Source organism: Pseudomonas sp. LAMO17WK12:I10, assembly GCF_900215185.1.
Lineage (GTDB): Bacteria > Pseudomonadota > Gammaproteobacteria > Pseudomonadales > Pseudomonadaceae > Aquipseudomonas > Aquipseudomonas chlororaphis.
The window spans coordinates 159836-184950 of the sequence record NZ_OBDX01000012.1; the positions used below are offsets into that span (position 1 = coordinate 159836).

Below are 25115 nucleotides of genomic sequence, written 5' to 3' on the forward strand. Positions count from 1 at the left end.
GCAGCGGCTACAGGGGACCGGCTTCAGTCCGGTTTCTTGTCCCAATGCCGGAACAGCGGCTCGGCCAGAAACAGCACGAACAGCAAGCGCATCACCTGCATCGCCGTCACCAGCGGCACCGACAGTTGCAGGGTCTCGGCCGTCAGGCTCATTTCCGCGATGCCGCCGGGCATCATGCCCAACGTCAGCGAACGCAAATCCAGATGAGTCAAGGCGCTCAGGGCCACGGCCGCGAGGCTGGCAATCAGCATGGTCAGCGCCGTGCCGACCAGGGTGCGGCCCATGAACGAGGGCGCGCGGCGGAAGAACTGGCGATTGAAGTGACAGCCCAGGCCGCTGCCGATCAGCCATTGGCCGATCTGGCTGCCGCCGTCCGGCAGGCCGATATGCAGGTCCCAGCCGATACTGACCGCGGCGCTGACCAGCAGCGGCCCGAACAACCAGGGGTTGGGCTGGCGCAGGCGTTGCCAGAGCCAGGCGAGCAGGGCGCCCGCCGGAAACAATACGGCCAGCCAGCGCCAATCGACGCTGGCCGGATGCAGTTGGGGCACGCCTTCACCGAGCAGGTACTTGAAGGCCGCCGGTACACACAAGACCACCACCAGCACCCGCAGGCTCTGCCCGGCCGCCACGCGGCTGAGCACCGCGCCGTTGCGCGCGCCGAGGTTGACCATCTCGCCGGAGCCGCCCGGCATGCTGGAGAAGAAGGCGGTGGCCCGGTCCTCACCGGTGCGCCGCAGCAGCCAGACCCCGACCACGCTGGACAGGCTGGTGACCAGGGCACCGAAGAAGATCAGGCCGAAATGGCTCATGACCTGCTCCATCACCACCGGGGTGAAGTGCAGGCCGATGCCGATGCCCACTACCCATTGCCCGCATTTGCGGCCGCCGGGAATTTCCCCCAGTTGCCAGGGCGTCAGGCAGCGCACCAGGATGATCGCCAGCAGCGAGCCGACCATCCACGGCAGCGGCCAGCCGATCTGGCTGGCGAGGTAACCGCCGGCCAGACCGACCAGGGGCGTACCCCACCACTGTTTGAAGCTGGCCTCAGACATCGGCCACGGCGCGTTGCAGGGCCGAACGCTTGCGCCAGATGCGGATCATCGGCATCAGCAGCATGATCACAGTCAGCACCCAGACGCCGACGGTGATCGGGCTGGACCAGAGGATTTCCATCGCGCCGTTGGAGATCGACAGCGCGCGACGCAGGTTCTGCTCCATCAGCCCGCCGAGGATAAAGCCCAGCAGCACCGGTGACAGCGGGAAGTCCAGCTTGCGCAGGATGTAGCCGAAGATGCCGATGCCGACCATCAGGAACAGGTCGAAGGTGGTGGCGTGCACCGCGTAGACGCCGATCCCGGTGATGATTGCGATCACCGGCACCAGGGCCCAGTTCGGCACGGCGAGGATGCGGGTAAAGACGCGGATCATCGGGATGTTGAGGACCACCAGCATGATGTTGGCGATGAACAACGAGGCGATCAGGCCCCAGACGATGTCCGGTTGCTGCTGGAACAGCAGCGGGCCCGGGGTGATGTTGTACAGCGACAGGGCGCCGATCATCACCGCGGTGGTGCCCGAGCCCGGGACGCCGAGGGTCAGCATCGGTACCAGGGCGCCGCAGGCCGAGGCGCCGATCGCGGTTTCCGGTGCCGCCAGGCCGCGCTTGTCGCCCTGGCCGAACTTGCCGCTGGCGCCGGCGATGCGTTTTTCGGTCATGTAGGCCACGGCGCTGGCCAGGGTCGCGCCGGCACCCGGCAAGACGCCCATGATGAAGCCCAGCAGGCCGCAACGGATGTTCACCACGAACACCGACGCCGCTTCCTTGAAGTTGAACATCATGCGTCCGGTGGCTTTCACCGCTTCCTGGCCGCGATGGGTTTTTTCCAGCAGCAACAGGATCTCGCTGATGGAGAACAGGCCCAGTACCAGCACCACGAACTGGATGCCGTCGGTGAGGTGGATGTTATCGCCGGTGAAACGGTACACGCCGCTGTTGGCGTCGATGCCGACCGACGACAGGAACAGCCCGATCAGCGCGGCGATAAAGGTCTTGATCGGACGATCGCCGGCCATGCCGCCGAGGCAGACAATGGCGAACACCATCAGCACGAAATACTCCGCCGGGCCGAAGGCGATCGCCCATTTCGCCAGCAGCGGGGCGAACATCACCATGCCGCAGGTGGCGATGAAGGCGCCGATGAACGAGCTCCAGGCCGACAGCGACAGAGCCACGCCGGCCAGGCCCTGGCGTGCCATCGGGTAGCCGTCGAGGGTGGTCATCACGGTGGAGGCTTCGCCCGGGATGTTCAGCAGGATCGAACTGATCCGGCCACCGTATTCGCAACCCAGGTACACCGCCGCCAGCAGGATCAGCGCCGACTCCGGTGGCAGGCCGAGGGCGAAGGCGATCGGGATCAGCAGTGCTACGCCGTTGATCGGACCCAGGCCCGGGAGCAGGCCGACCACGGTGCCGATCAGGGTCCCGGTCAGGGCGGTGACCAGGTTGTAGGGGCTCAGCGCGACGCCGAAACCCTGGCCCAAATAGCCAAGCGTATCCATATCAGTTCTCCAGAACGTCGAGCAGGCCCAGGGGCAGTGGCACGTCCATCACCCGGTCGAAAAGCACATACAGACCGATGGCCATCAGCGTGGTGACCACGGCGCTGGGCACCCAGCGGCCGCCGTACAGGCGCGCCATCGGAATGCCGATCAGGATGCTGCTGAGAATGAAACCCAGGGGTTCGAACAGACCGGCGAAGATCAGCAGCAGGACCACACAGATGCTGATCTTAGTCAGGGTTTCACGGTCCAGTGGCGGCTCGTCTTCGCTGTGCTTGATCGGCGCCGGGCGAAACACCATGTACAGCAGCGCCAGGCCCATCAGGCCGAGCATCAGCAGGGGAAAGGCGCGCGGGCCGACCGGTTCGTAGGAAAAAGCGGCCTGGTAGGGCCAGGCCATCAGTGCCAGGCCCAGGCAGACCAAGAGCAGCAGCGAGGCGAAAAGGCGTTGTAAGAGCATGGGAAACTCCTGGGCCCCGCCCCCGCGAAAGGGGCAGGGCCGCTAGACAGGGGCGATTACTGGATCAGGCCGAACTCTTTGGCCAGGGTCTTGTAGTCGGCCACCTGTTTCTTCACGTAGGCGTCCAGTTCCGGCCCGGTCATGGCGAACGGGAAGAGCTCGCGCTGGTCGCGCAGCTTGGCGAACTCTTCGGAAGCCAGCAGCTTGTCGAAGGCGTCTTTCCACCAGGCGTAGTCTTCGTCGCTGACCTTCGGCCCGAGGTAGAAGCCGCGCACCACTGGCCAGACGATGTCGTAGCCCTGCTCCTTGGCGGTCGGGATGTCTTTCATTTCCGGCTCGTCCAGGCGCTTGTCGGAGAACACCGCGAGCAGGCGCATGTCGCCGCTTTGGATGTGCGGCATGGAGTCGGAAATGTCAGTGCTGCCGACCTGGATGTGCCCGCCCAGCAGCGCGGTGGCGATTTCGCCGCCGCCTTCCAGGGCCACGTAGCGCAGGTCGCGCGGGTTGATCCCGGCGGCCTTGGCGATCAGCGCGGTCTGCATCCAGTCCTGGCTGCCGACGGTGCCGCCGGAGCCGATCACCACCGAGCTCGGGTCTTTCTTCAGCGCCTTGACCAGGTCGTCGAGGGTCTTGTACGGCGAGTCGCTCTTCACCGCGATGGCGCCATAGCTGGTGCCGACCGCGGCCAGCCAGCGCACCGCGCTTTCATCGAAACGGCCGAACTTGCCCTGGGCCAGGTTCAGTAGCGAACCGCTGGACCAGGCCACCAGCGTGCCGGCGTCGGCGGGACGCTGGGCCACCACCGCGTTGTAGGCCACCGCGCCGACACCGCCGGGCATGTAGGTCACGCGCATCGGCTTGGTCAGCAGCTTTTCGTTGACCAGCGCGCTCTGCGCCAGTTTGCAGGTCAGGTCGAAACCGCCGCCGGGGGAGGCCGGGGCGATGCATTCCGGGCGTTTGGGTTCGGCGCTGGCGGCGAGCAGTTGACCGGCGAACAGTATACAGCCGGCGGCGAGGGCCAATTTACGCAGTGATGGGTTCATGCTTGTCTCCACAGGAGTTGTTGTTGTGTGTTGCATGCCAGGGGCCTTGGCAGGCGTGGCGCCTGCCCAAGGTCGGTCGATTACCAGAGCGCCAGGCTGTAGCTCACCAGCAGGCGCACTTCATCCGCATCGCGGGCCGAATAGTTGGAGCGGTAGGTGGCGTTGCGCAGGCGCACCGCGACGTCCTTGAAGGTGCCGCTTTGCACCACGTACTTGATCTCGGTGTTGCGTTCCCATTCCTTGCCGGTATCGCCGTTTTTCAGGGCGATGTTGTCGCCGCTCAGGTAGCGGGTCATGAAGGTCAGGCCAGGGATGCCGAGCTTGCCGAAGTCGTAATCGTAGCGGGCTTGCCAGGAGCGCTCTTCGGCGCCGGCGAAGTCGTTGATCTGCACGAAGTTGACCAGGTACGGGTCGGCCCCGTCGAGGTAGGGGAAGGCGCTGTCGCCGGACATGTGCTGGTAGCCGGCGCTGAGTTTATGCCCGTTCAGGGCATAGCTCACCAGGCCGTTGAGGGATTTGTTGTCGATCTTGCCGCCGCGGGCCTGGCCCTGGTCGTCACTGACGGCGAAGCGCAGGTCCGTGGCGAAGGTGCCCGGGCCCATCGGCTGCGAGGCAAGGAGGCCGAAGAAGTGCTGGTTGTAGACCTCGGCGAGCTGGGCGAAATGGTAGCTGCCGGTGATCTTGTCGGTGAACTTGTAGTCCAGGCCGCCGAAGTCGAAGTGCTTGCCGGCGACGGTGCCGACGAAGCGGCTGTTCTTGTTGTTGAGGGCGATGTCCTCGAAATCGGTGCTGTCGCGATCCTTGGCTTTCTCCAGGCGGCCGCCGGTGAAGGTCAGGTTCTTGATTTCCCTGGAGGTCAGCAGGCCGCCCTCGAAGGTCTGCGGCAGGATGCGCCCGTCGTTGGGCTTGATGGTCGGCAGTTCCGGGATCAGGCTGCCGATCTTCAATTCGGTGGCGGAGATTTTCACTTTGCCGGTCAGGCCGACCTTGGAGTACTCGTCGGCGGCGCGCCCGTCGTCGTGGGTCGGCAGCAGGCCGGTGCCGGTGCGGTCGGGGCTGGAGTCGAGCTTGATGCCGAGCATGCCCAGCGCGTCGACGCCGAAGCCTACGGTGCCGTCGGTGTAGCCCGATTGCAGATTGAGCATGAAGCCCTGGGCCCATTCGTCGCGCTTGGATTGCTGGGCACTGGTGCCGCTGCGGAAATCGCGATTGAAGTACATGTTGCGGGTTTCGAGGGTGGCGCTGCTGTCTTCGAAGAAGGCGGCCTGGCTGATCGGTGAGAAACCGGCAAGGGCGGCGGCGCTGGCGAGGGCGGTGTGGCTGAGATGGGAAAAACGAACAGGCTGGCAGGCCTGAGGCTGCATGGACAGCATCGTGTTGTACTCCGTTATTGTTCTTATTGGCGAAAACGCTTCGAGGCGTTTTTCGGGAGGCCACCGGGGGTAGCCACGGAAGTCGAAACAATCCGTGACAGGACTCTAAAGGGCCAACCTTTCGCTAACCTTTCAGCAGACTTTCACGGTTTTCGGGCTTCACAGCAGCGGTCTCGGCTGTAAACTCCGCGGCAATAAAAAGTGCCGTCGATCCCCTGAACGAGGTAGGAAATCCATGCGCGTGCTTCTCGTCGAAGACCACCTGCAGCTGGCTGAAAGTGTCGCCCAGGCGCTCAAGAGCACGGGTTTGACCGTGGATGTGCTGCACGACGGAGTCGCCGCGGACCTGGCCCTGGGCAGCGAGGATTACGCCATGGCGATCCTCGATGTGGGCCTGCCGCGTCTGGATGGTTTCGAAGTGCTGGCGCGCCTGCGTGCCCGGGGCAAGAACCTGCCGGTGCTGATGCTGACCGCGCGCAGCGATGTCAAGGACCGGGTCCACGGCCTCAACCTGGGGGCGGACGACTACCTGGCCAAGCCCTTCGAACTGACCGAGCTGGAAGCACGGGTCAAGGCCCTACTGCGGCGCAGCGTGCTCGGCGGTGAGCGGGTGCAGCGCTGCGGGGTGCTGGCCTACGACCTCGATACCCGGCGCTTTACCCTGGGTGAAGAACTGCTGACGTTGACCTCTCGTGAGCAGGCGGTGCTCGAGGCGCTGATCGCCCGGCCGGGGCGGGTCATGAGCAAGGAGCAATTGGCTTCCCAGGTGTTCGGCCTGGATGAAGAGGCCAGCCCGGATGCCATCGAAATCTATGTCCATCGCTTGCGCAAGAAACTCGACGGCCAGCCGGTGGCCATCGTCACCTTCCGCGGGCTTGGCTACCTGTTGGAAAGCCGCGATGCATAGGCCCAGCAGCCTGCGCTGGCGCCTGCTGTGGAACCTGGCGCTGCTGCTGGTGGTGCTGATGCTGGCCAGCGGCCTGAGTGCCTACTGGAACGGCCGCGAGGCGGCGGATACGGCTTACGATCGGACTTTGCTGGCCTCGGCCCGGACCATCGCCGCTGGCCTGTCCCAGCGTGACGGTGGCCTGAGCGCCAATGTGCCCTATGTCGCCCTCGATACCTTCGCCTATGACAGTGCCGGGCGGATCTATTACCAGGTCAACGATATCCATCAGAAGCTGATTTCCGGTTATGAAAACCTGCCCGGTCCGCCGCCGGGCACGCCGCGCACCGACGATTATCCGGCGCTGGCGCGGTTCTACGATGCCACTTACCAAGGGCAGAACGTTCGGGTGGTAAGCCTGCTCAAGGCGGTCAGCGAGCCGAACATGAACGGCATGGCGGAGATTCGCGTGGCGGAGACCGACGAGGCGCGGGTCCGCATGGCGCGCAGCCTGATGGCCGATACCCTGTTGCGCCTGGGCATGCTGGCCATGGGGGCCTTGCTGCTGGTGTGGTTCGCGGTCAGCGCCGCGTTGCGCCCGCTGGAGCGTCTGCGCAGCGCGGTGGAGGAGCGCCAGCCCGACGACTTGCGGCCCTTGCCGCTGGTCGAGGTGCAACGCGAGTTGTGGCCACTGGTGCGGGCGCTCAATCACTTCACCGAGCGACTGCGTGGCCAGTTCGAGCGTCAGGCGCAGTTCATCGCCGACGCCGCCCATGAATTGCGCACCCCCCTGGCGGCGCTCAAGGCGCGCCTGGAGCTGGGGCTGCGGGCCTCGGAGCCCGAGACCTGGCGCAATACCCTGGAAAGCGCCGCGCAGGGCACCGATCGCCTGACCCATCTGGCCAATCAACTGTTGTCCCTGGCGCGGATCGAAAACGGCGCCCGGGCGATTGCCGAGGGCGGCGCGCAATTGCTCGATCTCAGCCAGTTGGCCCGCGAGTTGGGCATGGCCATGGCGCCCTTGGCCCACGCCCGGGGTGTCGCCCTGGCCCTGGAAGCCGATGAGCCGGTGTGGCTGCGCGGCGAGCCGACCCTCTTGAACGAACTGCTGAGCAACCTGGTGGACAATGCTCTGGCCCACACCAGGCCGGGCGGAAACGTGATCCTGCGGGTCAGTGCGCCGGCGGTGCTGGAGGTGGAGGACGACGGCCCGGGGATTCCCCTGGAAGACCGCGACCGGGTGTTCGAACGCTTCTACCGGCGCAACCCCCATGTCGCCGGTTCCGGCCTGGGCCTGGCGATCGTCGGCGAAATCTGTCGTGCCCATCTGGCGCAGATCAGCCTGCACGATGGCGCGCAGGCGGGGCTGAAGGTGCGGGTGAGTTTTAACGCGGGCTAGAGGCTGTGGTACAGGTTCAGTAGAGCCTTGATTCAATAGAACATTGACCGCGACTCGGCCAGATCGCTGCACATCACTTTGTTCTCGGGGTCGATCCCGAGCTTTTTGAAGGCTGGCACGCTGAGGATATCGATCTTCGCCAGTGGGTGGTCGGTGTCCTTGTGGCAATACAGGCTGGCGACCTGCACCAGGTCGACGTAGTCCAGGCGCGCGGACTGGCGCTGGAAGTCCAGGTACTGCCCCGGCAACTTGGCCAGCTGTTCCGGAAACTCCCAGACCTGCAGCAGCTTGTCGCCCAGCAACGGATGGATGTGCTCGATCACGTGGTTGAGGCTGACCGGGTCGGACAGCAGCTCATAGTGATCTTCCGCATAGGTCAGGATCGGCAGCACGCCGATCTGGTGCACCAGCCCGCCGAGGGCGGCCTGGTCGGGTTTCAACTGGGTATGGCTGCGGCACAGGGCATAACTGACGCCGGCCACCTCCAGGCTTTTGCGCCAGACGTCGTGCATCTTTTGCGCGATCACCTCCGAGCGGGCATGGAAAATCTGTTCCATGACCAGGCCGATGGCCAGGTTGCTGCTGTAGTTGACGCCCAGCCGGGTAATCGCGGTGTGCAGGTCGGTGACTTCCTGGGTGGCGCGCAGCAGGGGGCTGTTGACCACTTTGATCAGGCGCGCCGACAGCGCCGTATCACGGCCAATCACTTTGCTCAGGGTACTGACGCTGATTTCCGGATCTTCAGCGGCCCGGCGAATTTGCAGGGCCACTTCCGGTAGCGTTGGCAGAACCAGGTCATCGTTGTCGATGGCCTCAACCAAATCCTGTTGGACCTTTTCCGCCAGCTCACTCATTTCTGTTCTCTAGGGGTATTGCAGGAAGTTGCGGCAATCAGCGCTGGATTTCTCGATCGCGATCCAGCTGGTAGGGCAGGTCCAGCAGGTGCAGCCCGGGACCTTCGAGCGCGCCAAGATGGAGATTGCCATCCTCTGCAGCTTCGGCTTGCAGTACGGCCAGGAGTTCAATGTTTTGTTCGGCGCGCGCGGCGATCACCACCTCACCGATGGAGCTGCCGTGGGTCGGGGAGAACAGCGGGGTGCCGGGTTCCGGCAACTCTTCGGCGTTCAAGGCCAGGCGGTAGAGGCGGCGCTTGAGTTTGCCCAGGTACTGCATGCGCGCGACGATTTCCTGGCCGGTATAGCAGCCTTTCTTGAAACTGACGCCGCCGATGGCCTGCAGATTGAGCATCTGCGGGATAAACAGCTCACGAGTGGCCGGCATGACCTGGCCGATGCCGGCACGGATCTGGCCCAGCAACCATTGATTGAGGTCGCCTTCGGGCAGTTGCGCGGCCAGCTTTTCGCGCAAGACCTCAGCTTGATCTGCGGGGGCCCAGAGCTCGGTCCGGTCCGCTGAAACACGAATGGCGATCAGGCCGTCGTTGCGGGCGACCGCGCCGTCTTCCGGCGGCAGTTCCAGCCCGAGACCGGCCAGCAGCGTATCGGCGTTGCCCAGGCCGAAGCGCGCCCACAGGGCACTTTCATCGCTGAGCTTGGCCTTGGAAAACACGGCGTATTTTTTCAGGTCCGCCAGTTGCGGCTCCAGCAACTCGGTGGCCATGGCCAGCAGGCAGCCATCGCCTTCGAGCAGGATGCGAAAGCTCGATTGCATGCGGCCTTTCTGGGTGCAACGGGCGCCCAGGCTGGATTGGCTATCGCTGAGGTAATTGAGATTGCAGGTCAGCTGGCCCTGAAGGAACTTGCTGGCATCAGGGCCGCGGACGGCGAGAACGCCCTCGTGGGACAGGGAGCAGAAAAAAGCGGAATCAGCCATGGGTCATCGCAGGGTAAAAAGTCTGGCGAACATCATAAGGGGGCGCCCTTGAAATGGGTAGTTCACAAAGGATGGGTGGTGACCGACCAAAGCCGACTGTTCTGGTGTCCGTCGGGCTGTATACTTGCGCTCTATTTGAGGAGCGCTCCATGGTCGAAGATGTTGAATTGAACCGCCTCTACTGGCACAGCCGCCGCGGCATGCTGGAACTGGACGTGTTGCTGGTGCCATTCGTGAAAGAAGTCTATCCGCATCTGAACGATGTTGATCGTGCCTGTTACGTCAGGCTGCTCGAATGCGAAGATCAGGACATGTTCGGCTGGTTCATGGAGCGCTCCGAATCCGAAGATCCCGAGCTGCAACGCATGGTCCGCATGATCCTGGATCGTGTCCAACCCAAGTAACGCCTTCGAATGCCGCTGGCAGCCTTCCAGGCAATTGCTGGCGGCCTATCTCCTGGCCCAGCTGTTCGCGCTGGGCGCCTTGCTGATGCTCGATATTCCGCTCTGGGCCCGTCTGCTCGGGGTTCTGCTGTGCCTGGGCCACGGAGTCTGGGCGTTGCCGCGGCGGATTCTGCTGAATCATCCCTCGGCTTTCAGCGGTCTGCGTCGTAATGCCGATGGCTGGCAGTTGTGGTGCGCCGGGCAGGGCTGGCGGCCGGTGCAGCTGCGGCCTGACAGCCTGGCGCTGCCATTGCTGGTGGTGTTGCGTTTTCGCCTGCCGGGCGAGCGCTGGGTGAGGTCGGTCTGTGTGCCGCGGGACGCGCAGGCGGCCGATGTGCATCGGCGCCTGCGCGTGCGGCTCAAGTTCAGTCGCCGTAGGTGGGTGGCACCAGAATAGTGTCCAGTGCCTCGGGCAGCAGGTTCGGGTAGTCGAGGGTGTAATGCAGGCCCCGGCTTTCCTTGCGCTCCATGGCTGAACGAATCATCAGCTCGGCGACCTGGGCCAGGTTGCGCAACTCGATCAGGTCGCGGCTGACCTTGTAGTTGCTGTAGAACTCGTCGATTTCGTCCAGCAGCAGGCGTACCCGGTGCTGAGCCCGTTGCAGGCGCTTGTTAGTGCGTACGATGCCGACATAGTCCCACATGAATCGCCGCAGTTCGTCCCAGTTGTGCGCAATGATCACATCTTCGTCGGAGTCGGTGACCTGGCTGGCGTCCCAGGCGGGCAGGGCGATCGGAATGGCGATCTGCGGCAGTTGCTCGAGAATGTCGGCTGCCGCGGAGCGGGCATAGACGAAGCATTCCAACAGCGAGTTGCTGGCCATGCGGTTGGCGCCGTGCAGGCCGGTAAAGCTGGTTTCGCCAATGGCATACAGGCCCGGAACGTCGGTGCGGCCCTGCTGGTCGACCATCACCCCGCCGCAGGTGTAATGCGCGGCCGGTACCACCGGGATCGGCTGTTTGGTGATGTCGATGGAGAATTCCAGGCAGCGCTCGTACACGGTCGGGAAGTGGCTTTTGATAAAGGCTTCCGGTTTGTGGCTGATGTCCAGGTACACGCAATCGATACCCAGGCGCTTCATTTCATGGTCGATGGCCCGGGCGACGATATCCCGTGGCGCCAGTTCGGCACGCGGGTCGAAACGCGGCATGAAGCGTTCGCCGTTGGGCAGCTTCAGGTGTGCTCCCTCGCCGCGCAGGGCTTCGGTGATCAGGAAACTCTTGGCCTGCGGATGGTAGAGGCAGGTCGGGTGGAACTGGTTGAACTCCAGGTTGGCCACCCGGCAGCCCGAACGCCAGGCCATGGCGATGCCATCGCCACAGGCACCATCGGGGTTGCTGGTATAGAGGTAGACCTTGGCGGCCCCGCCGGAAGCAAGGATGACAAAACGCGCACCGTAGGTGTCGACTTCACCGGTGGCGCGGTTGAGTACATAGGCGCCGAGGCAGCGATCGCCTTCCAGTCCCAGGCGCTTTTCGGTAATCAGATCGACGGCGACCCGCTGCTCCAGCAGCTCGATGTTCGGGCGTTGCCGGGCCTGCTCCAGCAATGTGGTGAAGATGGCCGCGCCGGTGGCGTCGGCGGCATGGATGATGCGGCGATGGCTGTGGCCGCCTTCGCGGGTCAGGTGGAATTCGAAACCGCCGTCTTCATTGCCCGATTGCTCGTCACGGGTGAAGGGCACGCCCTGGTCGATCAGCCACTGAATGGCCTCGCGGCTGTGTTCGACGGTAAACCGCACGGCGTCTTCATGGCACAGGCCGCCACCGGCATTGAGGGTGTCGTCGACGTGGGATTCGACGGTATCGGTGTCGTCCAGCACTGCCGCGACGCCACCCTGAGCCCAATAGGTCGAGCCATTGGCGAGATCGCCCTTGCTCAATACGGCAATGCGCAGATGACCAGGCAAGGTCAGCGCAAGGCTCAAACCGGCAGCGCCGCTGCCTATCACCAGAACATCGTGTTGAAACTGTTGGCTCATTGGAAGATTCCGCTCAAAAGCGACCCGGGTCGGGGTTGGCGCAAGACGCCTGGATCGGCGAGTCAAAGCAGCCATGCAGCCCACTAGTATATAGAGGGGGGGATCGGCACAATAGCGGTGCCTTCGTGGCATTATGAAATTATGGGGGCGAGAAAGACGGTCTTGCGAGGCAGTGATGGGTGGCTCGAATTTTCCGTCAAATCGGGGAGCTGGCGACTGTATCGAAGATGTAGCAACCTTTTTCTCTTCATGGTTACACAATGTTCGCTCTGCACAGCTATAAAGATTGGGAACTTTTGACACGGCCCCAAACTCAATAGAAGGTTGCCTGATAGAAGGGACAGCGTCGGTTTTTATGCAGGACTTGTGTTGTGGTCATGCAACTCAATTCGACGACAGGATTATTTGCGCAGCCGGCCTTGCCCGCGCTGCGTTTTTCGTGCGTGCCAAATCAGAGCCCGCAGGAAACTTGCTTGGAGGGGGAGAACTTTTGCGAAAAGCCCGAGTCTATGTTTGCAAGCCTGATCGTTTAGTTATGCAAGCCTCCTCCGAGCTTATCGAGGAGTGTTCATGCTAACCCAGGAAGAGGATCAGCAGCTGGTCGAGCGCGTTCAGCGCGGCGATAAGCGAGCTTTCGATCTGCTAGTGCTGAAATACCAGCACAAAATTCTCGGGTTGATCGTGCGTTTTGTGCACGACACCCATGAAGCCCAGGATGTTGCACAAGAAGCCTTTATCAAGGCTTACCGTGCGCTTGGTAATTTCCGCGGTGACAGTGCGTTTTATACGTGGCTGTATCGTATCGCCATCAACACGGCGAAAAACTATCTGGTTTCGCGCGGCCGCCGGCCGCCGGATAGCGATGTCAGTTCCGAGGATGCGGAGTTCTACGATGGCGATCATGGCCTCAAGGATCTCGAATCGCCGGAGCGTGCATTGCTGCGGGATGAGATCGAAGGCACCGTCCATCGAACCATTCAGCAACTGCCAGAAGATTTGCGTACGGCTTTAACTTTACGTGAATTCGATGGTCTGAGTTACGAGGACATTGCCAGCGTCATGCAGTGTCCGGTGGGTACCGTGCGCTCCCGGATTTTCCGCGCTCGGGAAGCCATCGATAAAGCCCTGCAGCCGTTGTTGCAGGAAACCTGAGACAGCGGCGACAGCCAAGAGAGGAACCGCCATGAGTCGTGAAGCCCTGCAGGAATCGCTGTCCGCGGTGATGGATAACGAAGCGGACGAACTGGAATTACGTCGGGTATTGAATGCCGTCGACGAAGTGGAAACCCGTGAGACCTGGGCTCGTTACCAGATCGCCCGGGCGGCCATGCACAAGGAATTGCTGCTTCCGCGTCTGGACATCGCCGCGGCTGTTTCTGCTGCGCTGGCTGACGAAGCCGTACCGGCCAAGGCCACTCGTGGTCCATGGCGTAGCCTGGGTCGCCTGGCTGTTGCCGCATCGGTGACCGTTGCCGTATTGGCGGGTGTTCGCCTGTACAACCAGGACGAGATCGCTGGTGTCGAACTGGCACAGCAATCGAACCAGCCAACCCTGGCCGCTCCTCAAGTGAAAGGCCCAGCTGTATTGGCCGGCTACAATGAGAGTTCGGAAGCCACTGGCCCTATGGCCAACGGCGTATTGCAAGGTCAGCCAGGCTGGCACGATCAGCGTCTGCCAAGCTACCTGCGTCAGCATGCTCAACAAGCTGCACTGAAGGGCACTGAAAGCGCTCTGCCTTACGCTCGTGCGGCGAGCCTGGAAAACCGTTAAGGAGGATCATGCGCGCCATCCCTCTACTCTCGCTTCTGCTCAGTGGCTGGTTCATTGTTCCAGCCCACGCCGACGAAGCTCAGGATTGGTTGAAACGTCTTGGGCAAGCCGAACAGCAGCAAAGCTTTCAGGGTACTTTCGTCTACGAGCGTAATGGTAGTTTTTCTACCCATAACATCTGGCATCGCGTTCAGGATGGCCAGGTCCGCGAGCGACTGATTCAGCTCGACGGTTCCGCTCAAGAGGTTGTGCGTGTTGATGGGCGTACCCAATGTGTCAGCGGTACGCTGGTGGCTGGACTGGGGGACGCCCCCAACTCTTCGGCCCACTCACTCGATCCAGAAAAGCTCAAGAATTGGTACGACCTTGCCGTCATCGGCAAGTCGCGTGTGGCTGGGCGTTCCGCGGTCATTGTTTCCCTGACCCCGCGGGACCAGCACCGTTATGGTTTTGAATTGCATCTGGACCGCGAGACGGGCCTGCCGCTGAAATCGCTGCTGTTGAACGATAAGGGGCAGTTGCTCGAACGCTTCCAGTTCACTCGCCTGGATACGGCGGATGTGCCGAAGGACAGCGAGCTGCAGGCCAGCGCCGAATGCAAGGCCGTGGCCCTGGACAGCGACAAGGCTTCCGCGGTGAAGGCTGCGCAGGCCTGGCATTCCGACTGGCTGCCGCCAGGCTTCGAGTTGACCAGCAGCAGTGCGCGTAAAGATCCCGACACCAAGACCATGGTCAATAGCCTGATGTATGACGATGGCCTTGCCCGCTTCTCGGTGTTCCTCGAACCGCTCAATGGTGCGGCGGTGACCGACACCCGCACTCAACTGGGCCCGACCGTGGCGGTATCCCGACGCCTGACCACGCCTGAAGGCGAGATGATGGTAACGGTGGTGGGTGAGATACCTATCGGTACCGCCGAACGGATCGCCTTGTCGATGCGTACCGACGCCGCTGCGCCCAAGGCGCAGTGAGTACAGCCCCAGGTGTTCATCGAGCGTTAATGTTGGTTGTGTAAGAGGTCTGCAATGCCAGCTCTGCAATCGAGATATCTAAATGTTCGGTGAACATTTTCATTTGCAAAACCCCCTGTTTTTTCTTATAGGTCAGAGCCACTAGGTTCTGGCCTTGTTTGTCGTTTCCGGGACAAAAGTACTGCGCGAGTCGCCTGGTATTTCTTGTCCCTATCGCTTAACCACGCTCGTTGTAATGGGAGCCGTATGTCGATACCACGTTTGAAATCCTATCTCTCCATTTTCGCTACTGTGCTGGTGCTCGGTCAGGCCGTTACCGCGCAGGCGGCGGACTTGCCTGACTTCACACAACTGGTCGAGCAGGCGTCGCCTGCAGTGGTCAACATCAGTACCACGCAGAAGCTCCCGGACCGCAAGGTTTCCGCCCAGATGCCGGACCTCGAAGGTCTGCCGCCGATGCTGCGCGAGTTTTTCGAGCGTGGCATGCCGCCGCAGCCGCGTTCGCCACGGGGCGATCGCCAGCGTGAAGCCCAGTCCCTGGGTTCTGGTTTCATCATTTCGTCGGACGGTTACATCCTGACCAACAACCATGTGATTGCCGACGCGGATGAAATCCTTGTCCGCCTGGCCGACCGCAGCGAATTGAAAGCCAAGCTGATCGGCACCGATCCGCGTTCCGACGTGGCGTTGCTGAAGATCGATGGCAAGGACCTGCCGGTGCTGAAGCTGGGCAAGTCCCAGGACCTGAAGGCTGGCCAGTGGGTAGTGGCCATCGGCTCGCCGTTTGGTTTCGACCACACAGTGACCCAGGGCATCGTCAGCGCCATCGGTCGTAGCCTGCCGAACGAAAACTACGTGCCGTTCATCCAGACCGATGTGCCGATCAACCCGGGTAACTCCGGTGGTCCGCTGTTCAACCTGGCCGGTGAAGTGGTGGGTATCAACTCGCAGATCTACACCCGTTCCGGCGGCTTCATGGGTGTGTCCTTCGCCATCCCGATCGATGTCGCCATGGACGTTTCCAACCAGCTGAAAGCCGGTGGCAAAGTCAGCCGCGGCTGGCTGGGCGTGGTTATCCAGGAAGTGAACAAAGACCTGGCGGAGTCCTTCGGCCTGGAGAAACCGGCCGGTGCGCTGGTGGCGCAGATCCAGGACGACGGCCCGGCGGCCAAGGGCGGCCTGCAGGTGGGTGATGTGATCCTGAGCATGAATGGTCAACCGATCATCATGTCGGCGGACCTGCCGCATTTGGTCGGTGCCCTCAAGGCGGGTGCGAAAGCCAATTTGGAAGTGATTCGTGACGGCAAGCGCAAGAACGTCGAATTGACCGTTGGTGCGATTCCGGACGAAGACAAGGCCCTGGACGCCATTGGCAAGTCCGGTGTCGAGCGCAGCAGCAATCGTCTGGGCGTTGCGGTGGTCGAGCTGACCGATGAGCAGAAGAAAACCTACGACCTCAAGGGCGGTGTGGTGATCAAGGAAGTTCAGGATGGTCCCGCCGCGCTGATCGGCCTGCAGCCGGGCGACGTGATCACTCACCTGAACAATCAGGCGATCACTTCGACCAAGAACTTCACTGAAATCGCCCAGGCGCTGCCGAAGAACCGTTCGGTATCGATGCGGGTTCTGCGTCAGGGACGTGCCAGCTTCATTACCTTCAAGCTGGCCGAGTAATCCGTGTAGCGGATTGATCGCGCAATAAAAAGCCCGCCTCGAAAGAGGCGGGCTTTTTTGTGGGCGCCGGCTGGGCTCAGCGCATCATGTCCTTGACCATTTGCTCCTGGTCCATCAGCTCACGCTGACGTGCGTCGATCCGTGAAGACAGGGGGAAGTTGCTGCCAGCGCGACGTTTGGCGAAATCCAGCTGCTGGATCGCCTGGCGATAGTCGCCGACCAGGGCAAAGTATTCGGCCCGCGCCTGATGCAGGCCGATGATATTGCCCGACAGGCCACGGGTTTCCGCCACCGAGTACCAGACGTCCGGATCGTCGGAGCGGGTCTTGAGCAGGCTTTCCAGGGCCTTTTCGGCGTCCGCTGGGCGATTCTGCTTGAGCAGCAGATCGACCCGGACCTGGTTCAGTGGATAGTTGCCCGGATACTGCGCAAGCATTTTATCCACCCGGGCCTGGGCGTCGGAAAAGCGGCTGGTGGCGGTATCCAGGTCGATCTGGGCTAGGTTGTAAGTGATGTCGTTAGGCTGCTTGGCCAGCAGCTGCTTGAGGTTTTCCCGGGCCTCGTTGAACTGGCTGCCCTTGATCTGGGCGATGGCGAGGCCGTAGCGGGCGATGTCGTTTTTCGGGTTTTCGTCGAGCTGGGCGCGGAAACGCTTGGCGCCCATGCCGGGGGAGTCTTCGTAGATCAGTTGTACTCGTGCGCGGATCAGTTGGTAACGCAGGCTATCTTCCTTGCCGCCGGCCTTGGCCTGTTCGGCGCGGTTGCGGGTGTCGGCGATCCGCGATTCGGTGACCGGGTGAGTCAACAGGAACTCTGGCGGCTTGGCGTCGAAACGGTATTGGCGCATCAGGCGTTCAAACATGGTCGGCATGGAGCGCGGGTCATAACCTGCCTTTTCCAGGTTGAGGATGCCGATGCGGTCGGCTTCCTGCTCGTTCTGCCGGGAGAAGCGCCGTTGTTCCTGGATGGCCGCGGCCTGGGTGCCGGCAATGGCGGCGATCCCGGCGTCACCACCGCCCGCCGCGGCGATCACGATCCCTGCCAGCAGGGCAGCCATCATTGGCACCTGCATGCGTTGCGAGGCTTCGACGCCACGGGCGAAGTGGCGTTGCGACAAGTGCGCCAATTCGTGAGCCAGCACCGAGGCATATTCGCCTTCGGTCTGGGCGTTGAGGAACAGTCCACCGTTGACCCCGACAATCCCGCCGGGAGCGGCAAACGCGTTGAGCTGCGGGCTGTTGATCAGAATGAACTCGAGACGCCGGTCGTTGACCTGGCTGGTCTCGACCAGTTTGTAGACGCTGGTTTCGACGTAATCCTTGAGTTGCGGGTCGTTGAGTTGCGAAACCTGGCTGCGCAGCAACGCCAGCCAGGCGCGGCCCAGTTGGTGTTCCTGTTGGGGCGAGACAATGGCAGAACTGGCGTCACCGAGTGATGGCAGGTCGTCGGCGAAGCCTGGTGAGGCGAGCAGGCAAGCGAGCGTCAGCAGGGTAGGGCGCAAAAAAGTCATGCACAAAGCCTTAGTCGACAAAGAGTCTACTGTAGCCGGACACCAGGCCTTGGACCAGATATTCTAGGCACCTTGACGACCCTCCCGGAGTGACGCAATGACTGATGCTGTAGCCCACGACGCCGAGCTCGATACCAGCGGACTGAACTGCCCGCTGCCGCTGCTCAAGGCCAAGATGGAACTCAATCGCCTGGCCAGCGGCGCGGTGCTCAAGGTGATTGCCACGGATGCCGGCTCCCAGCGCGATTTTCGCACCTTTGCCCGTTTGGCCGGTCATACCCTGCTTCGCGAGGAAGACGAAGCCGGGGTCTATCGTTACTGGCTGAAGAAGGCCTGAACCGCCCTGGAAATCATCGCGCCTCTGTCTAAGGATCATTGATGTTCAAAGTGTTACGCGACTGGATTCAGCGCTACTTCTCCGATGAAGAGGCCGTGGTACTGGCCGTTCTGTTGTTCCTGGCCTTCTCCGCGGTGCTGACCCTGGGCGGCATGCTTGCGCCGGTGTTGGCGGGGATGGTGCTGGCCTATCTGATGCAGGGGCTGGTGCTCACGCTGGAACGCTGGCGTTTGCCTGGCGGGGCGGCGGTGGGTCTGGTCTTTGCCTTGTTCATGGGGCTGCTGCTGGTGTTCATCGTGGTCGTTGTGCCGCTGTTGTGGCACCAGTTGATTACTTTGTTCAACGAGCTGCCGGGAATGCTCGCCAAGTGGCAATCGTTGCTTCTGTTGTTGCCGGAGCGTTATCCGCACCTGGTGTCCGACGAACAGGTGTTGCAGGCGATCGAGGTGGCGCGCGGCGAGATCGGCAAGTTCGGCCAGTGGGCGCTGACCTTCTCGCTGTCCAGCCTGCCACTGCTGGTCAACATCATGATCTACCTGGTGCTGGTGCCGATCCTGGTGTTTTTCTTTCTCAAGGACCGGGCGATGATCAGCCAGTGGGTGCGCGGTTACCTGCCGCGCGAGCGGGCCCTGATCACCCGGGTGGCCCAGGAAATGAACCGGCAGATCGCCAATTACATTCGTGGCAAGGTGATCGAGATCGTCATTTGCGGCGGGGTGACCTACATCGCCTTCGTGGCCTTGGGCCTGAATTACGCGGCCCTGCTGGCGCTGCTGGTGGGGATTTCGGTGGTGGTGCCCTACGTCGGAGCGGTGGTGGTGACCGTGCCGGTGGCGTTGATCGCCTTGTTCCAATGGGGCTGGAGCGACCAGTTCATCTATCTGATGGCGGTCTACGGGATCATTCAGACCCTGGATGGTAACGTGCTGGTGCCGCTGCTGTTCTCCGAGGCGGTGAACCTGCATCCGGTGGCGATCATCTGTGCGGTGTTGCTGTTTGGCGGGCTGTGGGGCTTCTGGGGGGTGTTTTTCGCGATTCCCCTGGCCACCCTGTTCAAGGCGGTACTGGATGCCTGGCCACGCAAGGAGCCGGTTGTGGCGCCCTTGCTCTAGAGCGGCCCTGCTCTGGAAATGAAAAGGGGGGCGGCTGAATCAGCCGCCCCCCTTTTTTAGTCGGTTACCGCGCTCAGGCCTTGTTCAGCGCCTGCGCGGCAGCCAGTACCGCATCCACGTGGCCTGGCACTTTCACGCCACGCCATTCCTGGCGCAGCACGCCATTCTTGTCGATCAGGAAGGTGCTGCGATCGACACCCATGTATTCCTTGCCGTAGAGCTTCTTCAGCTTGATCACGTCGAACAGCTGGCAGACGGCTTCATCTTTGTCGCTGATCAGCTCGAAGGGGAATTCCTGCTTGCACTTGAAGTTCTCGTGGGACTTCAGGCCATCGCGGGAGACGCCGAACACCTCGGTGTTGGCGGCCTTGAACGCGGCGTATTGATCACGAAATCCCTGGCCTTCGGTGGTGCAGCCCGGGGTGCTGTCCTTGGGGTAGAAGTAGATCACCACCTGCTTGCCCTTGAGCGCGGCCAGGCTGACGGTCTGACCGCTGGTGGCCGGGGCTTCGAAGTGGGCAACAGGTTGGTCGATGGCAACGGCCATTGGGGCTTCCTTACATTGGGTTCTGTGGGCGCCAGGGTTCGATCAACGCGTCGAGATTCATTGCGTCGGCGAAGTCCAGGAACTGATCGCGCAGCCAGCTGATCTGGGTGCCGGCCGGCAAGGTCACGGTAAAGGTGGCGTTGAGCATGGTGCCGCCGGTCTGCGGGGCCTGATAGGTATCGCAGGTCAGGTTTTCCAGCTCGACATGGTGGTCGATGAAGAACTGGCACAGTTCGTTGACGATGTCCGGGCGGTAGGCGGCGCTGACGTAAGCCACATAAGGCAGGGCCTGCGGGCGGTTTTCCAGGGCCGCGCTGCGCACTACGTTGACGGTGAAAGCGTATTTCTTCGCCAGCGACGGCAGGCCGGCCTCCAGGCGCGCCAGGGCATCCCAACTGCCGGAAACCTCCAGGACCAGCGCGCTGCACTCGCCATGGCGGGTCAGGCGGGAGGTCACCACGGCGCAACGGTTTTCATGGCTGGCGCGGCACAGGACATTGGTCAGCTCCATGGGGTTGGCGCCGAGGGCACTGATGACAAGGAATTGTTCGCGGACTGTGGGGGTGGACATGCAGCATTCCTAAAGCGATGAGCGGTCGATACTTTTGCAGGCTCGAGTACTGGGTAAACGTCCGGATGCGGTTTCAGAAGCCCTGAACCGCCAAGTTGCAACGAGCTCCATAAAAGGCGAGAGCGAAGGGCGGCAACACAGGATTGGGGCTTCGGATGCCGAAAAGGGAGGCTGGAACCCGGCGTACAAGCTTAGCAGTACCGATCAAAGCCTGAAGGGTAGCGAAATACATCGCTCAGGGGAATGCTCGCAGCGCGGTACTTCGCTTGTGCAAGCATCTTGGCGCCAGTACCATTACCGCTCTCTTTTTCCGGCAGGAGCGGTTGCATGATTGCGGGCAGTATGGTGGCACTGGTCACACCCATGGATGCACAGGGTCGTCTCGACTGGGACAGCCTGAGCAAACTGGTGGACTTCCACCTGCAAGAGGGCACCAACGCCATTGTGGCGGTCGGCACTACAGGTGAGTCGGCTACCCTCGATGTGAACGAACACATCGAAGTGATTCGTCGCGTGGTCGCTCAGGTTGCAGGGCGTATCCCGGTGATCGCCGGTACCGGCGCGAACTCGACGCGCGAAGCGATCGAGCTGACCACCAACGCGAAGATCGCCGGTGCCGACGCGTGCCTGCTGGTGACCCCTTATTACAACAAGCCGACGCAAGAAGGCCTGTATCAGCATTTCCGTGCCATTGCCGAAGCCGTCGATATCCCGCAGATCCTCTATAACGTGCCGGGCCGCACCGCTTGCGACATGCAGGCCGAGACCGTGATCCGCCTGTCGACCGTGCCGAACATCATCGGCATCAAGGAAGCCACCGGTGACCTGCAGCGCGCCAAGGACATCCTGGCCGGTGTGAGCAGCGACTTCCTGGTGTACTCCGGCGACGACGCAACCGCCGTCGAGCTGATCCTGCTGGGCGGCAAGGGCAATATTTCGGTGACCGCCAACGTGGCGCCAAAAGCCATGAGCGAGATGTGCGCCGCCGCGATGCGTGGCGATGCCGCCACCGCCCGGGCGATCCACGAGAAGCTGATGCCGCTCAACAAGACGCTGTTTATCGAATCCAACCCTATTCCCGTGAAATGGGCCCTGTGCGAGATGGGCTTGATGGCGAACGGTATCCGTCTGCCGCTCACCTGGCTCAGTGCTGCCTGTCACGAACCGCTGCGGCAGGCCATGCGCCAGTCCGGCGTATTGGTTTAATTGAGGAAGTACTACGCATGAAGCGATTGGCCGGACTTTCCGCACTTGCCTTGATTATCTCCAGCACCAGTGGCTGCGGTTGGATTTGGGGGCCGGAAGGCTACTTCCGTGACCGCGGCAGCGATTACCTGCAAGCGCAACAGACCGCACCGATGCAACTGCCGTCGGATGTCAGCACCTCCAAGCGCCTCGATCCGCTGCTGCCGATTCCGCGCAACGTGGCCGACGACACCGTCAAGGGCGAATACATCGTGCCGCGTCCGCAGCCGTTGGGCTCGGTGGCTGATGCCAGCGACTACACCCTGCAGAAGAGCGGCGATGCGCGTTGGGTCATGGCCCAGCACGCCCCGGCCGAAGTCTGGCCGGTGGCCATGCAGTTCTTCCAGGACAACGGTTTCCGTATTGACGAGCAACGTCCGCAAACCGGCGAGTTCACCACCGCCTGGCAGCGTTCCGACGAGCTCTCCGCATCCATGGCCAAGCGCCTGGGCAGCGTAGGTTCGGCCGATAACGAAACCCGCGTGCGGGTGCGTATCGAGCCAGGCGTGCAGCGCAATACCAGTGAAGTCTACGTGGTCAGCGCCGAGCGTCCTGCCGGCAGCACGTCCAGCGTCGATTTCACCAACCGCTCGGTCAACACCAGCCTGGATGCCGCGCTGGTCGACGAAATGCTCGCCAGCATGAGCCGCAGCGCCGAGAAGGGCGGCTCTGTCTCCCTGCTGGCCGCGCGTGATTTCGATACCCCTAGCCGTGTCAGCCTCACCGAAGACGGCAGCGGCAACGTGGTGCTCAACCTCGGCGAAGACCTCGATCGTGCCTGGTCGAGCGTCGGCCGCGCCCTGGAACAGGGCGAGTGGCGCGTTGAAGACATCAACCGCAGCCTGGGCCTGTACTACATCAACCTGGCGGAAAAAGCCGAGAAGAAAAACGACGAGCCGGGCTTCTTCGGCAAGTTGTTCGGCAGCGCACCGGCCAAGGAAGAAATCGAGGCCCGCGCCGAGCGTTATCAGGTTCGCCTGAGTAAGGTGGGCGACAACGTCCAGGTCACCGTCGAGAAAGACATCAACACCGTTGCGCCGCCTGAAGTGGCGCGTAAGGTCTTGACTGTGATTCAGGACAACCTGGGCTGATCCGATGCGTTTCGCCGTTCTCGGCAGTGGTAGTCAAGGGAATGGCACGCTGATAGCCAGTGACGACACCTACGTCCTGGTGGATTGTGGTTTCTCCTTGCGCGAAACCGAGCGGCGCCTGCTGCGTCTGGGGGTAGCCCCCGCGCAGCTGAGCGCGATTCTGGTAACCCACGAACATGCCGACCACGTGCATGGCGTGGGTTTGCTGTCTCGGCGCTACAATTTACCGGTCTACCTCAGTCGCGGCACCTTGCGCGGGATGCGCAAACCGGTGGAAGCCGCGGGTTTTCTCGCCGGGGGCGAGACGCTTCAGGTCGGTGCCTTGAGTATCGACGTGACCCGCGTCGCCCATGATGCGCTGGAACCTGTGCAGTACGTGTTCAGTGACGGCCAGCGGCGTTTCGGTCTGCTGACCGACCTGGGTTCCTACTGCGACACAGTGATCGACCGCTATCGCGGGCTGGATGCCTTGATGATCGAGGCCAATCACTGCCGCGACATGCTGGCCCGAGGTTACTACCCGTATTTCCTCAAGCAGCGGGTCGGTGGGGAAATGGGACATTTGAACAACCATCAGGCCGCAAGCCTGGTGGCCGAGTTGGGCTGGCAGGACCTGCAGCATCTGGTACTGGCCCATCTCAGCAGCAAGAACAACCTGCCGCAGCTGGCCCGGCAATGTTTTGTCGACACCCTCGGGTGCGACCCGGACTGGCTGCAACTGGCCGATCAAGATTCAGGGCTCGACTGGCGCCACATCGCCTAGCCCACCTACTTAGCAAGCGGAGCCCATCATGGAAAAACGTGAAGAACTCTACCGTGGCAAAGCCAAATCGGTTTACAAGACCGACGACGCCGACCGCCTGGTCCTGCTGTTTCGCAACGACACCTCGGCGTTCGACGGCAAGCGTATCGAGCAGCTCGATCGCAAAGGCATGGTGAACAACAAGTTCAACGCCTTCATCATGCAAAAGCTCGAAGAGGCCGGCGTGCCGACCCAATTCGACAAATTGCTGGGCGACAACGAGTGCCTGGTGAAGAAGCTGGACATGATTCCCGTCGAGTGCGTCGTGCGTAACTACGCCGCCGGCAGCCTGGTCAAGCGCCTGGGTGTGGAAGAGGGTCTGAAACTCAACCCTTATACCTTCGAACTGTTCCTGAAGGACGACGCCAAGGGCGACCCGTTCATCAACGAATCCCACGTCGTGGCGTTCGGCTGGGGCACCGCCGAACAACTGGCGCGCATGAAAGAACTGTCGCTCAAGGTCAACGAAGTCCTGAGCAAGCTGTTCGACGACGCTGGCCTGCTGCTGGTGGACTTCAAGCTGGAGTTCGGCGTATTCCACGGCCAGATCGTCCTGGGCGACGAGTTCAGCCCGGATGGCTGCCGCCTGTGGGACAAGGAAACCCGCAAGAAGATGGACAAGGACCGCTTCCGTCAGGGGCTCGGTGATGTGATCGAAGCCTACGAAGAAGTCGCCAATCGTCTGGGCGTACCGCTGTAATCGACGCAACCGACTGATAGCACGGAAAAAATTTGCCCGAGGGGCTTCGCTTCGGGCAAAGGTGCTGTTATGATGCGCGCCGTTGGAGAGATGCCAGAGTGGCCGAATGGGACGGATTCGAAATCCGTTGTACCTTCGCGGGTACCTAGGGTTCGAATCCCTATCTCTCCGCCATTATTGAAGTAGCCGAAGCCCCTGAAAACGTTAAAGTTTTCAGGGGCTTCGTCGTTTTTGGAGGCTGGCTTAGGGCATTTCTAGGGCAGAATTTGACCAGTTCAGGTCGCAATGGGCCGCCATAGGTCGGCAAGTAATATATCGTTGCGTTAAGGCTCTATCGGTTTTCATGGCTATTTGGCAGTATCAATGAGCCCTTCCTTGTAAGGGCCACATCAGATGCTTCCAAGGAGGAAAGCCGTGAATCCATCCGCTACCGAAAAATTGATTCTGCAGATGTTGTGCGATGTCCATAAGCACCTTGGCATCAAGGACAGTTACGATCCTGACCTGATCTCCAGAGCGGTGGGCTCGGACGACTACTGGGTGCTGAATTGGAAGTACGACATACGTGAGGAGAACGCGGAAAATCCACCGCATGTACGTGCGGTAGTTGATGCGCTCGATATGTTCAGAAGGTGTAGACAAAATAAACTAAAGTTACCATTTCTTCTGCCTGGACAGCCTCGAAGTCATGCCTAGAATCGGACGCCCGCCCGCGATTACCGCAGAGCAGTACCCAATGCTAGTCAAGCTTGCACAAGCCCATCCCTTCTCCAGCCAAGCTGAATTAGCGGATGCATTCCACG

The 25115-nt window shown here is 61.8% G+C and carries 26 protein-coding genes and 1 tRNA gene; 16 read left to right on the plus strand and 11 right to left on the minus strand.

From position 1 onward, the window contains the following. Window positions 1-23: 23 nt before the first annotated feature. The 5 genes from CRO75_RS15360 to CRO75_RS15380 form a co-directional block, all read right to left on the minus strand. Window positions 24-1055: an AbrB family transcriptional regulator gene (locus CRO75_RS15360; protein WP_097136562.1), complete on the minus strand. Its 1032-nt coding sequence runs from the start codon at window positions 1053-1055 to the stop codon at window positions 24-26. Further along, complete coding sequence (locus tag CRO75_RS15365; protein ID WP_009042576.1) at window positions 1048-2562, minus strand: tripartite tricarboxylate transporter permease; 1515 nt, start codon at window positions 2560-2562, stop codon at window positions 1048-1050. The genes CRO75_RS15360 and CRO75_RS15365 overlap by 8 nt, the downstream gene beginning before the upstream one ends. Window position 2563: 1 nt before the next feature. After that, a complete protein-coding gene (locus CRO75_RS15370; RefSeq protein WP_009042577.1) occupies window positions 2564-3022 on the minus strand; it encodes a tripartite tricarboxylate transporter TctB family protein in 459 nt (152 codons plus the stop codon). A 56-nt stretch (window positions 3023-3078) separates the two neighbouring features. Further along, entirely contained in the window at window positions 3079-4065 is a 987-nt protein-coding gene (locus tag CRO75_RS15375) for a tripartite tricarboxylate transporter substrate binding protein (protein WP_097136564.1), read from the minus strand. Window positions 4066-4145: 80 nt separating this feature from the next. Beyond that, the gene (locus CRO75_RS15380; protein WP_097136565.1) at window positions 4146-5438 is read right to left on the minus strand and encodes an OprD family porin; all 1293 of its coding nucleotides are present in this window, start codon (window positions 5436-5438) and stop codon (window positions 4146-4148) included. Between the two features lie 235 nt (window positions 5439-5673). Here CRO75_RS15380 and CRO75_RS15385 point away from each other — a divergent pair, with 235 nt between their 5' ends. Further along, the gene (locus CRO75_RS15385; protein WP_009042580.1) at window positions 5674-6345 is read left to right on the plus strand and encodes a response regulator; all 672 of its coding nucleotides are present in this window, start codon (window positions 5674-5676) and stop codon (window positions 6343-6345) included. After that, the gene (locus CRO75_RS15390; RefSeq protein ID WP_009042581.1) at window positions 6338-7723 is read left to right on the plus strand and encodes a sensor histidine kinase; all 1386 of its coding nucleotides are present in this window, start codon (window positions 6338-6340) and stop codon (window positions 7721-7723) included. The genes CRO75_RS15385 and CRO75_RS15390 overlap by 8 nt, the downstream gene beginning before the upstream one ends. Window positions 7724-7755: 32 nt before the next feature. On the opposite strand, the gene CRO75_RS15395 is transcribed toward CRO75_RS15390, so the two are convergent. Continuing rightward, window positions 7756-8577: an HDOD domain-containing protein gene (locus CRO75_RS15395; RefSeq protein WP_062823349.1), complete on the minus strand. Its 822-nt coding sequence runs from the start codon at window positions 8575-8577 to the stop codon at window positions 7756-7758. 37 nt (window positions 8578-8614) lie between these two features. Further along, a complete protein-coding gene (locus CRO75_RS15400) occupies window positions 8615-9556 on the minus strand; it encodes a folate-binding protein YgfZ (protein WP_097136567.1) in 942 nt (313 codons plus the stop codon). Between the two features lie 149 nt (window positions 9557-9705). On the opposite strand from CRO75_RS15400, the gene CRO75_RS15405 reads away from it, so the two are divergent. After that, window positions 9706-9960: a succinate dehydrogenase assembly factor 2 gene (locus CRO75_RS15405; RefSeq protein ID WP_007930227.1), complete on the plus strand. Its 255-nt coding sequence runs from the start codon at window positions 9706-9708 to the stop codon at window positions 9958-9960. Continuing rightward, complete coding sequence (locus CRO75_RS15410; protein WP_092417791.1) at window positions 9944-10396, plus strand: protein YgfX; 453 nt, start codon at window positions 9944-9946, stop codon at window positions 10394-10396. The genes CRO75_RS15405 and CRO75_RS15410 overlap by 17 nt, the downstream gene beginning before the upstream one ends. Here the strand turns inward: CRO75_RS15410 and nadB are convergent. Further along, window positions 10365-11981: an L-aspartate oxidase gene (gene nadB / locus CRO75_RS15415; RefSeq protein WP_009042585.1), complete on the minus strand. Its 1617-nt coding sequence runs from the start codon at window positions 11979-11981 to the stop codon at window positions 10365-10367. The genes CRO75_RS15410 and nadB overlap by 32 nt on opposite strands. A gap of 570 nt (window positions 11982-12551) precedes the next feature. Here nadB and rpoE point away from each other — a divergent pair. The 4 genes from rpoE (at window position 12552) to CRO75_RS15435 (ending at window position 16397) form a co-directional block, all read left to right on the plus strand. Continuing rightward, window positions 12552-13133, plus strand: a complete 582-nt coding sequence (rpoE, locus tag CRO75_RS15420; protein ID WP_007930230.1) for an RNA polymerase sigma factor RpoE — start codon at window positions 12552-12554, stop codon at window positions 13131-13133. Window positions 13134-13164: 31 nt separating this feature from the next. Beyond that, complete coding sequence (locus tag CRO75_RS15425) at window positions 13165-13752, plus strand: anti sigma-E factor RseA C-terminal domain-containing protein (protein WP_009042586.1); 588 nt, start codon at window positions 13165-13167, stop codon at window positions 13750-13752. Window positions 13753-13760: 8 nt separating this feature from the next. Further along, window positions 13761-14723, plus strand: coding sequence for a MucB/RseB C-terminal domain-containing protein (locus tag CRO75_RS15430; RefSeq protein WP_097136569.1), 963 nt, complete (start codon window positions 13761-13763; stop codon window positions 14721-14723). Window positions 14724-14969: 246 nt separating this feature from the next. Further along, on the plus strand, window positions 14970-16397 hold the full coding sequence (locus CRO75_RS15435) for a DegQ family serine endoprotease (protein ID WP_009042588.1): 1428 nt from the start codon (window positions 14970-14972) through the stop codon (window positions 16395-16397). A gap of 76 nt (window positions 16398-16473) precedes the next feature. On the opposite strand, the gene CRO75_RS15440 is transcribed toward CRO75_RS15435, so the two are convergent. Next, window positions 16474-17907, minus strand: a complete 1434-nt coding sequence (locus tag CRO75_RS15440; protein WP_097136571.1) for a M48 family metalloprotease — start codon at window positions 17905-17907, stop codon at window positions 16474-16476. A gap of 97 nt (window positions 17908-18004) precedes the next feature. Here CRO75_RS15440 and CRO75_RS15445 point away from each other — a divergent pair, with 97 nt between their 5' ends. Together CRO75_RS15445 and CRO75_RS15450 are read left to right on the plus strand one after the other, a co-directional pair. Further along, complete coding sequence (locus CRO75_RS15445) at window positions 18005-18244, plus strand: sulfurtransferase TusA family protein (protein ID WP_097136573.1); 240 nt, start codon at window positions 18005-18007, stop codon at window positions 18242-18244. A 41-nt stretch (window positions 18245-18285) separates the two neighbouring features. Beyond that, on the plus strand, window positions 18286-19356 hold the full coding sequence (locus tag CRO75_RS15450; RefSeq protein WP_097136575.1) for an AI-2E family transporter: 1071 nt from the start codon (window positions 18286-18288) through the stop codon (window positions 19354-19356). 73 nt (window positions 19357-19429) lie between these two features. Here CRO75_RS15450 and CRO75_RS15455 read toward each other — a convergent pair whose 3' ends face one another. Continuing rightward, on the minus strand, window positions 19430-19903 hold the full coding sequence (locus tag CRO75_RS15455; RefSeq protein WP_007930237.1) for a peroxiredoxin: 474 nt from the start codon (window positions 19901-19903) through the stop codon (window positions 19430-19432). Between the two features lie 10 nt (window positions 19904-19913). Next, window positions 19914-20474 carry a glycine cleavage system protein R gene (locus CRO75_RS15460; RefSeq protein ID WP_007930238.1) on the minus strand — a complete coding sequence of 187 codons (561 nt, stop codon included), beginning with the start codon at window positions 20472-20474 and terminating at the stop codon, window positions 19914-19916. A gap of 327 nt (window positions 20475-20801) precedes the next feature. On the opposite strand from CRO75_RS15460, the gene dapA reads away from it, so the two are divergent. The 6 genes from dapA to CRO75_RS15495 all read left to right on the plus strand — a co-directional run. Then, window positions 20802-21680 carry a 4-hydroxy-tetrahydrodipicolinate synthase gene (gene dapA, locus CRO75_RS15470; protein WP_009042590.1) on the plus strand — a complete coding sequence of 293 codons (879 nt, stop codon included), beginning with the start codon at window positions 20802-20804 and terminating at the stop codon, window positions 21678-21680. A 17-nt stretch (window positions 21681-21697) separates the two neighbouring features. Beyond that, window positions 21698-22810 carry an outer membrane protein assembly factor BamC gene (bamC, locus tag CRO75_RS15475; RefSeq protein ID WP_009042591.1) on the plus strand — a complete coding sequence of 371 codons (1113 nt, stop codon included), beginning with the start codon at window positions 21698-21700 and terminating at the stop codon, window positions 22808-22810. Window positions 22811-22814: 4 nt separating this feature from the next. Continuing rightward, window positions 22815-23573 (plus strand): MBL fold metallo-hydrolase, encoded by a 759-nt coding sequence (locus CRO75_RS15480; protein ID WP_025805026.1) that lies wholly within the window; start codon window positions 22815-22817, stop codon window positions 23571-23573. 28 nt (window positions 23574-23601) lie between these two features. Next, window positions 23602-24312: a phosphoribosylaminoimidazolesuccinocarboxamide synthase gene (gene purC, locus CRO75_RS15485; RefSeq protein WP_007930242.1), complete on the plus strand. Its 711-nt coding sequence runs from the start codon at window positions 23602-23604 to the stop codon at window positions 24310-24312. An 84-nt stretch (window positions 24313-24396) separates the two neighbouring features. Next, a tRNA-Ser gene (locus CRO75_RS15490) sits at window positions 24397-24486 on the plus strand. A 514-nt stretch (window positions 24487-25000) separates the two neighbouring features. Further along, a partial coding sequence (locus CRO75_RS15495) for a helix-turn-helix domain-containing protein (protein ID WP_177409751.1) occupies window positions 25001-25115 on the plus strand: 115 nt, incomplete at its 3' end.

Excerpts from the sequence above, each read along its gene's own strand:
- rpoE (WP_007930230.1), top strand. The coding sequence starts at position 12,552 with ATGCTAACCCAGGAAGAGGATCAGCAGCTGGTCGAGCGCGTTCAGCGC.
- CRO75_RS15460 (WP_007930238.1), bottom strand. The coding sequence starts at position 20,474 with ATGTCCACCCCCACAGTCCGCGAACAATTCCTTGTCATCAGTGCCCTC.
- CRO75_RS15390 (WP_009042581.1), top strand. The coding sequence starts at position 6,338 with ATGCATAGGCCCAGCAGCCTGCGCTGGCGCCTGCTGTGGAACCTGGCG.
- purC (WP_007930242.1), top strand. The coding sequence starts at position 23,602 with ATGGAAAAACGTGAAGAACTCTACCGTGGCAAAGCCAAATCGGTTTAC.
- CRO75_RS15430 (WP_097136569.1), top strand. The coding sequence starts at position 13,761 with ATGCGCGCCATCCCTCTACTCTCGCTTCTGCTCAGTGGCTGGTTCATT.
- CRO75_RS15385 (WP_009042580.1), top strand. The coding sequence starts at position 5,674 with ATGCGCGTGCTTCTCGTCGAAGACCACCTGCAGCTGGCTGAAAGTGTC.
- nadB (WP_009042585.1), bottom strand. The coding sequence starts at position 11,981 with ATGAGCCAACAGTTTCAACACGATGTTCTGGTGATAGGCAGCGGCGCT.
- CRO75_RS15445 (WP_097136573.1), top strand. The coding sequence starts at position 18,005 with ATGACTGATGCTGTAGCCCACGACGCCGAGCTCGATACCAGCGGACTG.
- CRO75_RS15375 (WP_097136564.1), bottom strand. The coding sequence starts at position 4,065 with ATGAACCCATCACTGCGTAAATTGGCCCTCGCCGCCGGCTGTATACTG.
- CRO75_RS15425 (WP_009042586.1), top strand. The coding sequence starts at position 13,165 with ATGAGTCGTGAAGCCCTGCAGGAATCGCTGTCCGCGGTGATGGATAAC.
- CRO75_RS15395 (WP_062823349.1), bottom strand. The coding sequence starts at position 8,577 with ATGAGTGAGCTGGCGGAAAAGGTCCAACAGGATTTGGTTGAGGCCATC.
- CRO75_RS15400 (WP_097136567.1), bottom strand. The coding sequence starts at position 9,556 with ATGGCTGATTCCGCTTTTTTCTGCTCCCTGTCCCACGAGGGCGTTCTC.
- bamC (WP_009042591.1), top strand. The coding sequence starts at position 21,698 with ATGAAGCGATTGGCCGGACTTTCCGCACTTGCCTTGATTATCTCCAGC.
- CRO75_RS15405 (WP_007930227.1), top strand. The coding sequence starts at position 9,706 with ATGGTCGAAGATGTTGAATTGAACCGCCTCTACTGGCACAGCCGCCGC.
- CRO75_RS15365 (WP_009042576.1), bottom strand. The coding sequence starts at position 2,562 with ATGGATACGCTTGGCTATTTGGGCCAGGGTTTCGGCGTCGCGCTGAGC.
- CRO75_RS15435 (WP_009042588.1), top strand. The coding sequence starts at position 14,970 with ATGTCGATACCACGTTTGAAATCCTATCTCTCCATTTTCGCTACTGTG.
- CRO75_RS15370 (WP_009042577.1), bottom strand. The coding sequence starts at position 3,022 with ATGCTCTTACAACGCCTTTTCGCCTCGCTGCTGCTCTTGGTCTGCCTG.
- dapA (WP_009042590.1), top strand. The coding sequence starts at position 20,802 with ATGATTGCGGGCAGTATGGTGGCACTGGTCACACCCATGGATGCACAG.
- CRO75_RS15480 (WP_025805026.1), top strand. The coding sequence starts at position 22,815 with ATGCGTTTCGCCGTTCTCGGCAGTGGTAGTCAAGGGAATGGCACGCTG.
- CRO75_RS15440 (WP_097136571.1), bottom strand. The coding sequence starts at position 17,907 with ATGACTTTTTTGCGCCCTACCCTGCTGACGCTCGCTTGCCTGCTCGCC.
- CRO75_RS15380 (WP_097136565.1), bottom strand. The coding sequence starts at position 5,438 with ATGCTGTCCATGCAGCCTCAGGCCTGCCAGCCTGTTCGTTTTTCCCAT.
- CRO75_RS15360 (WP_097136562.1), bottom strand. The coding sequence starts at position 1,055 with ATGTCTGAGGCCAGCTTCAAACAGTGGTGGGGTACGCCCCTGGTCGGT.
- CRO75_RS15450 (WP_097136575.1), top strand. The coding sequence starts at position 18,286 with ATGTTCAAAGTGTTACGCGACTGGATTCAGCGCTACTTCTCCGATGAA.
- CRO75_RS15455 (WP_007930237.1), bottom strand. The coding sequence starts at position 19,903 with ATGGCCGTTGCCATCGACCAACCTGTTGCCCACTTCGAAGCCCCGGCC.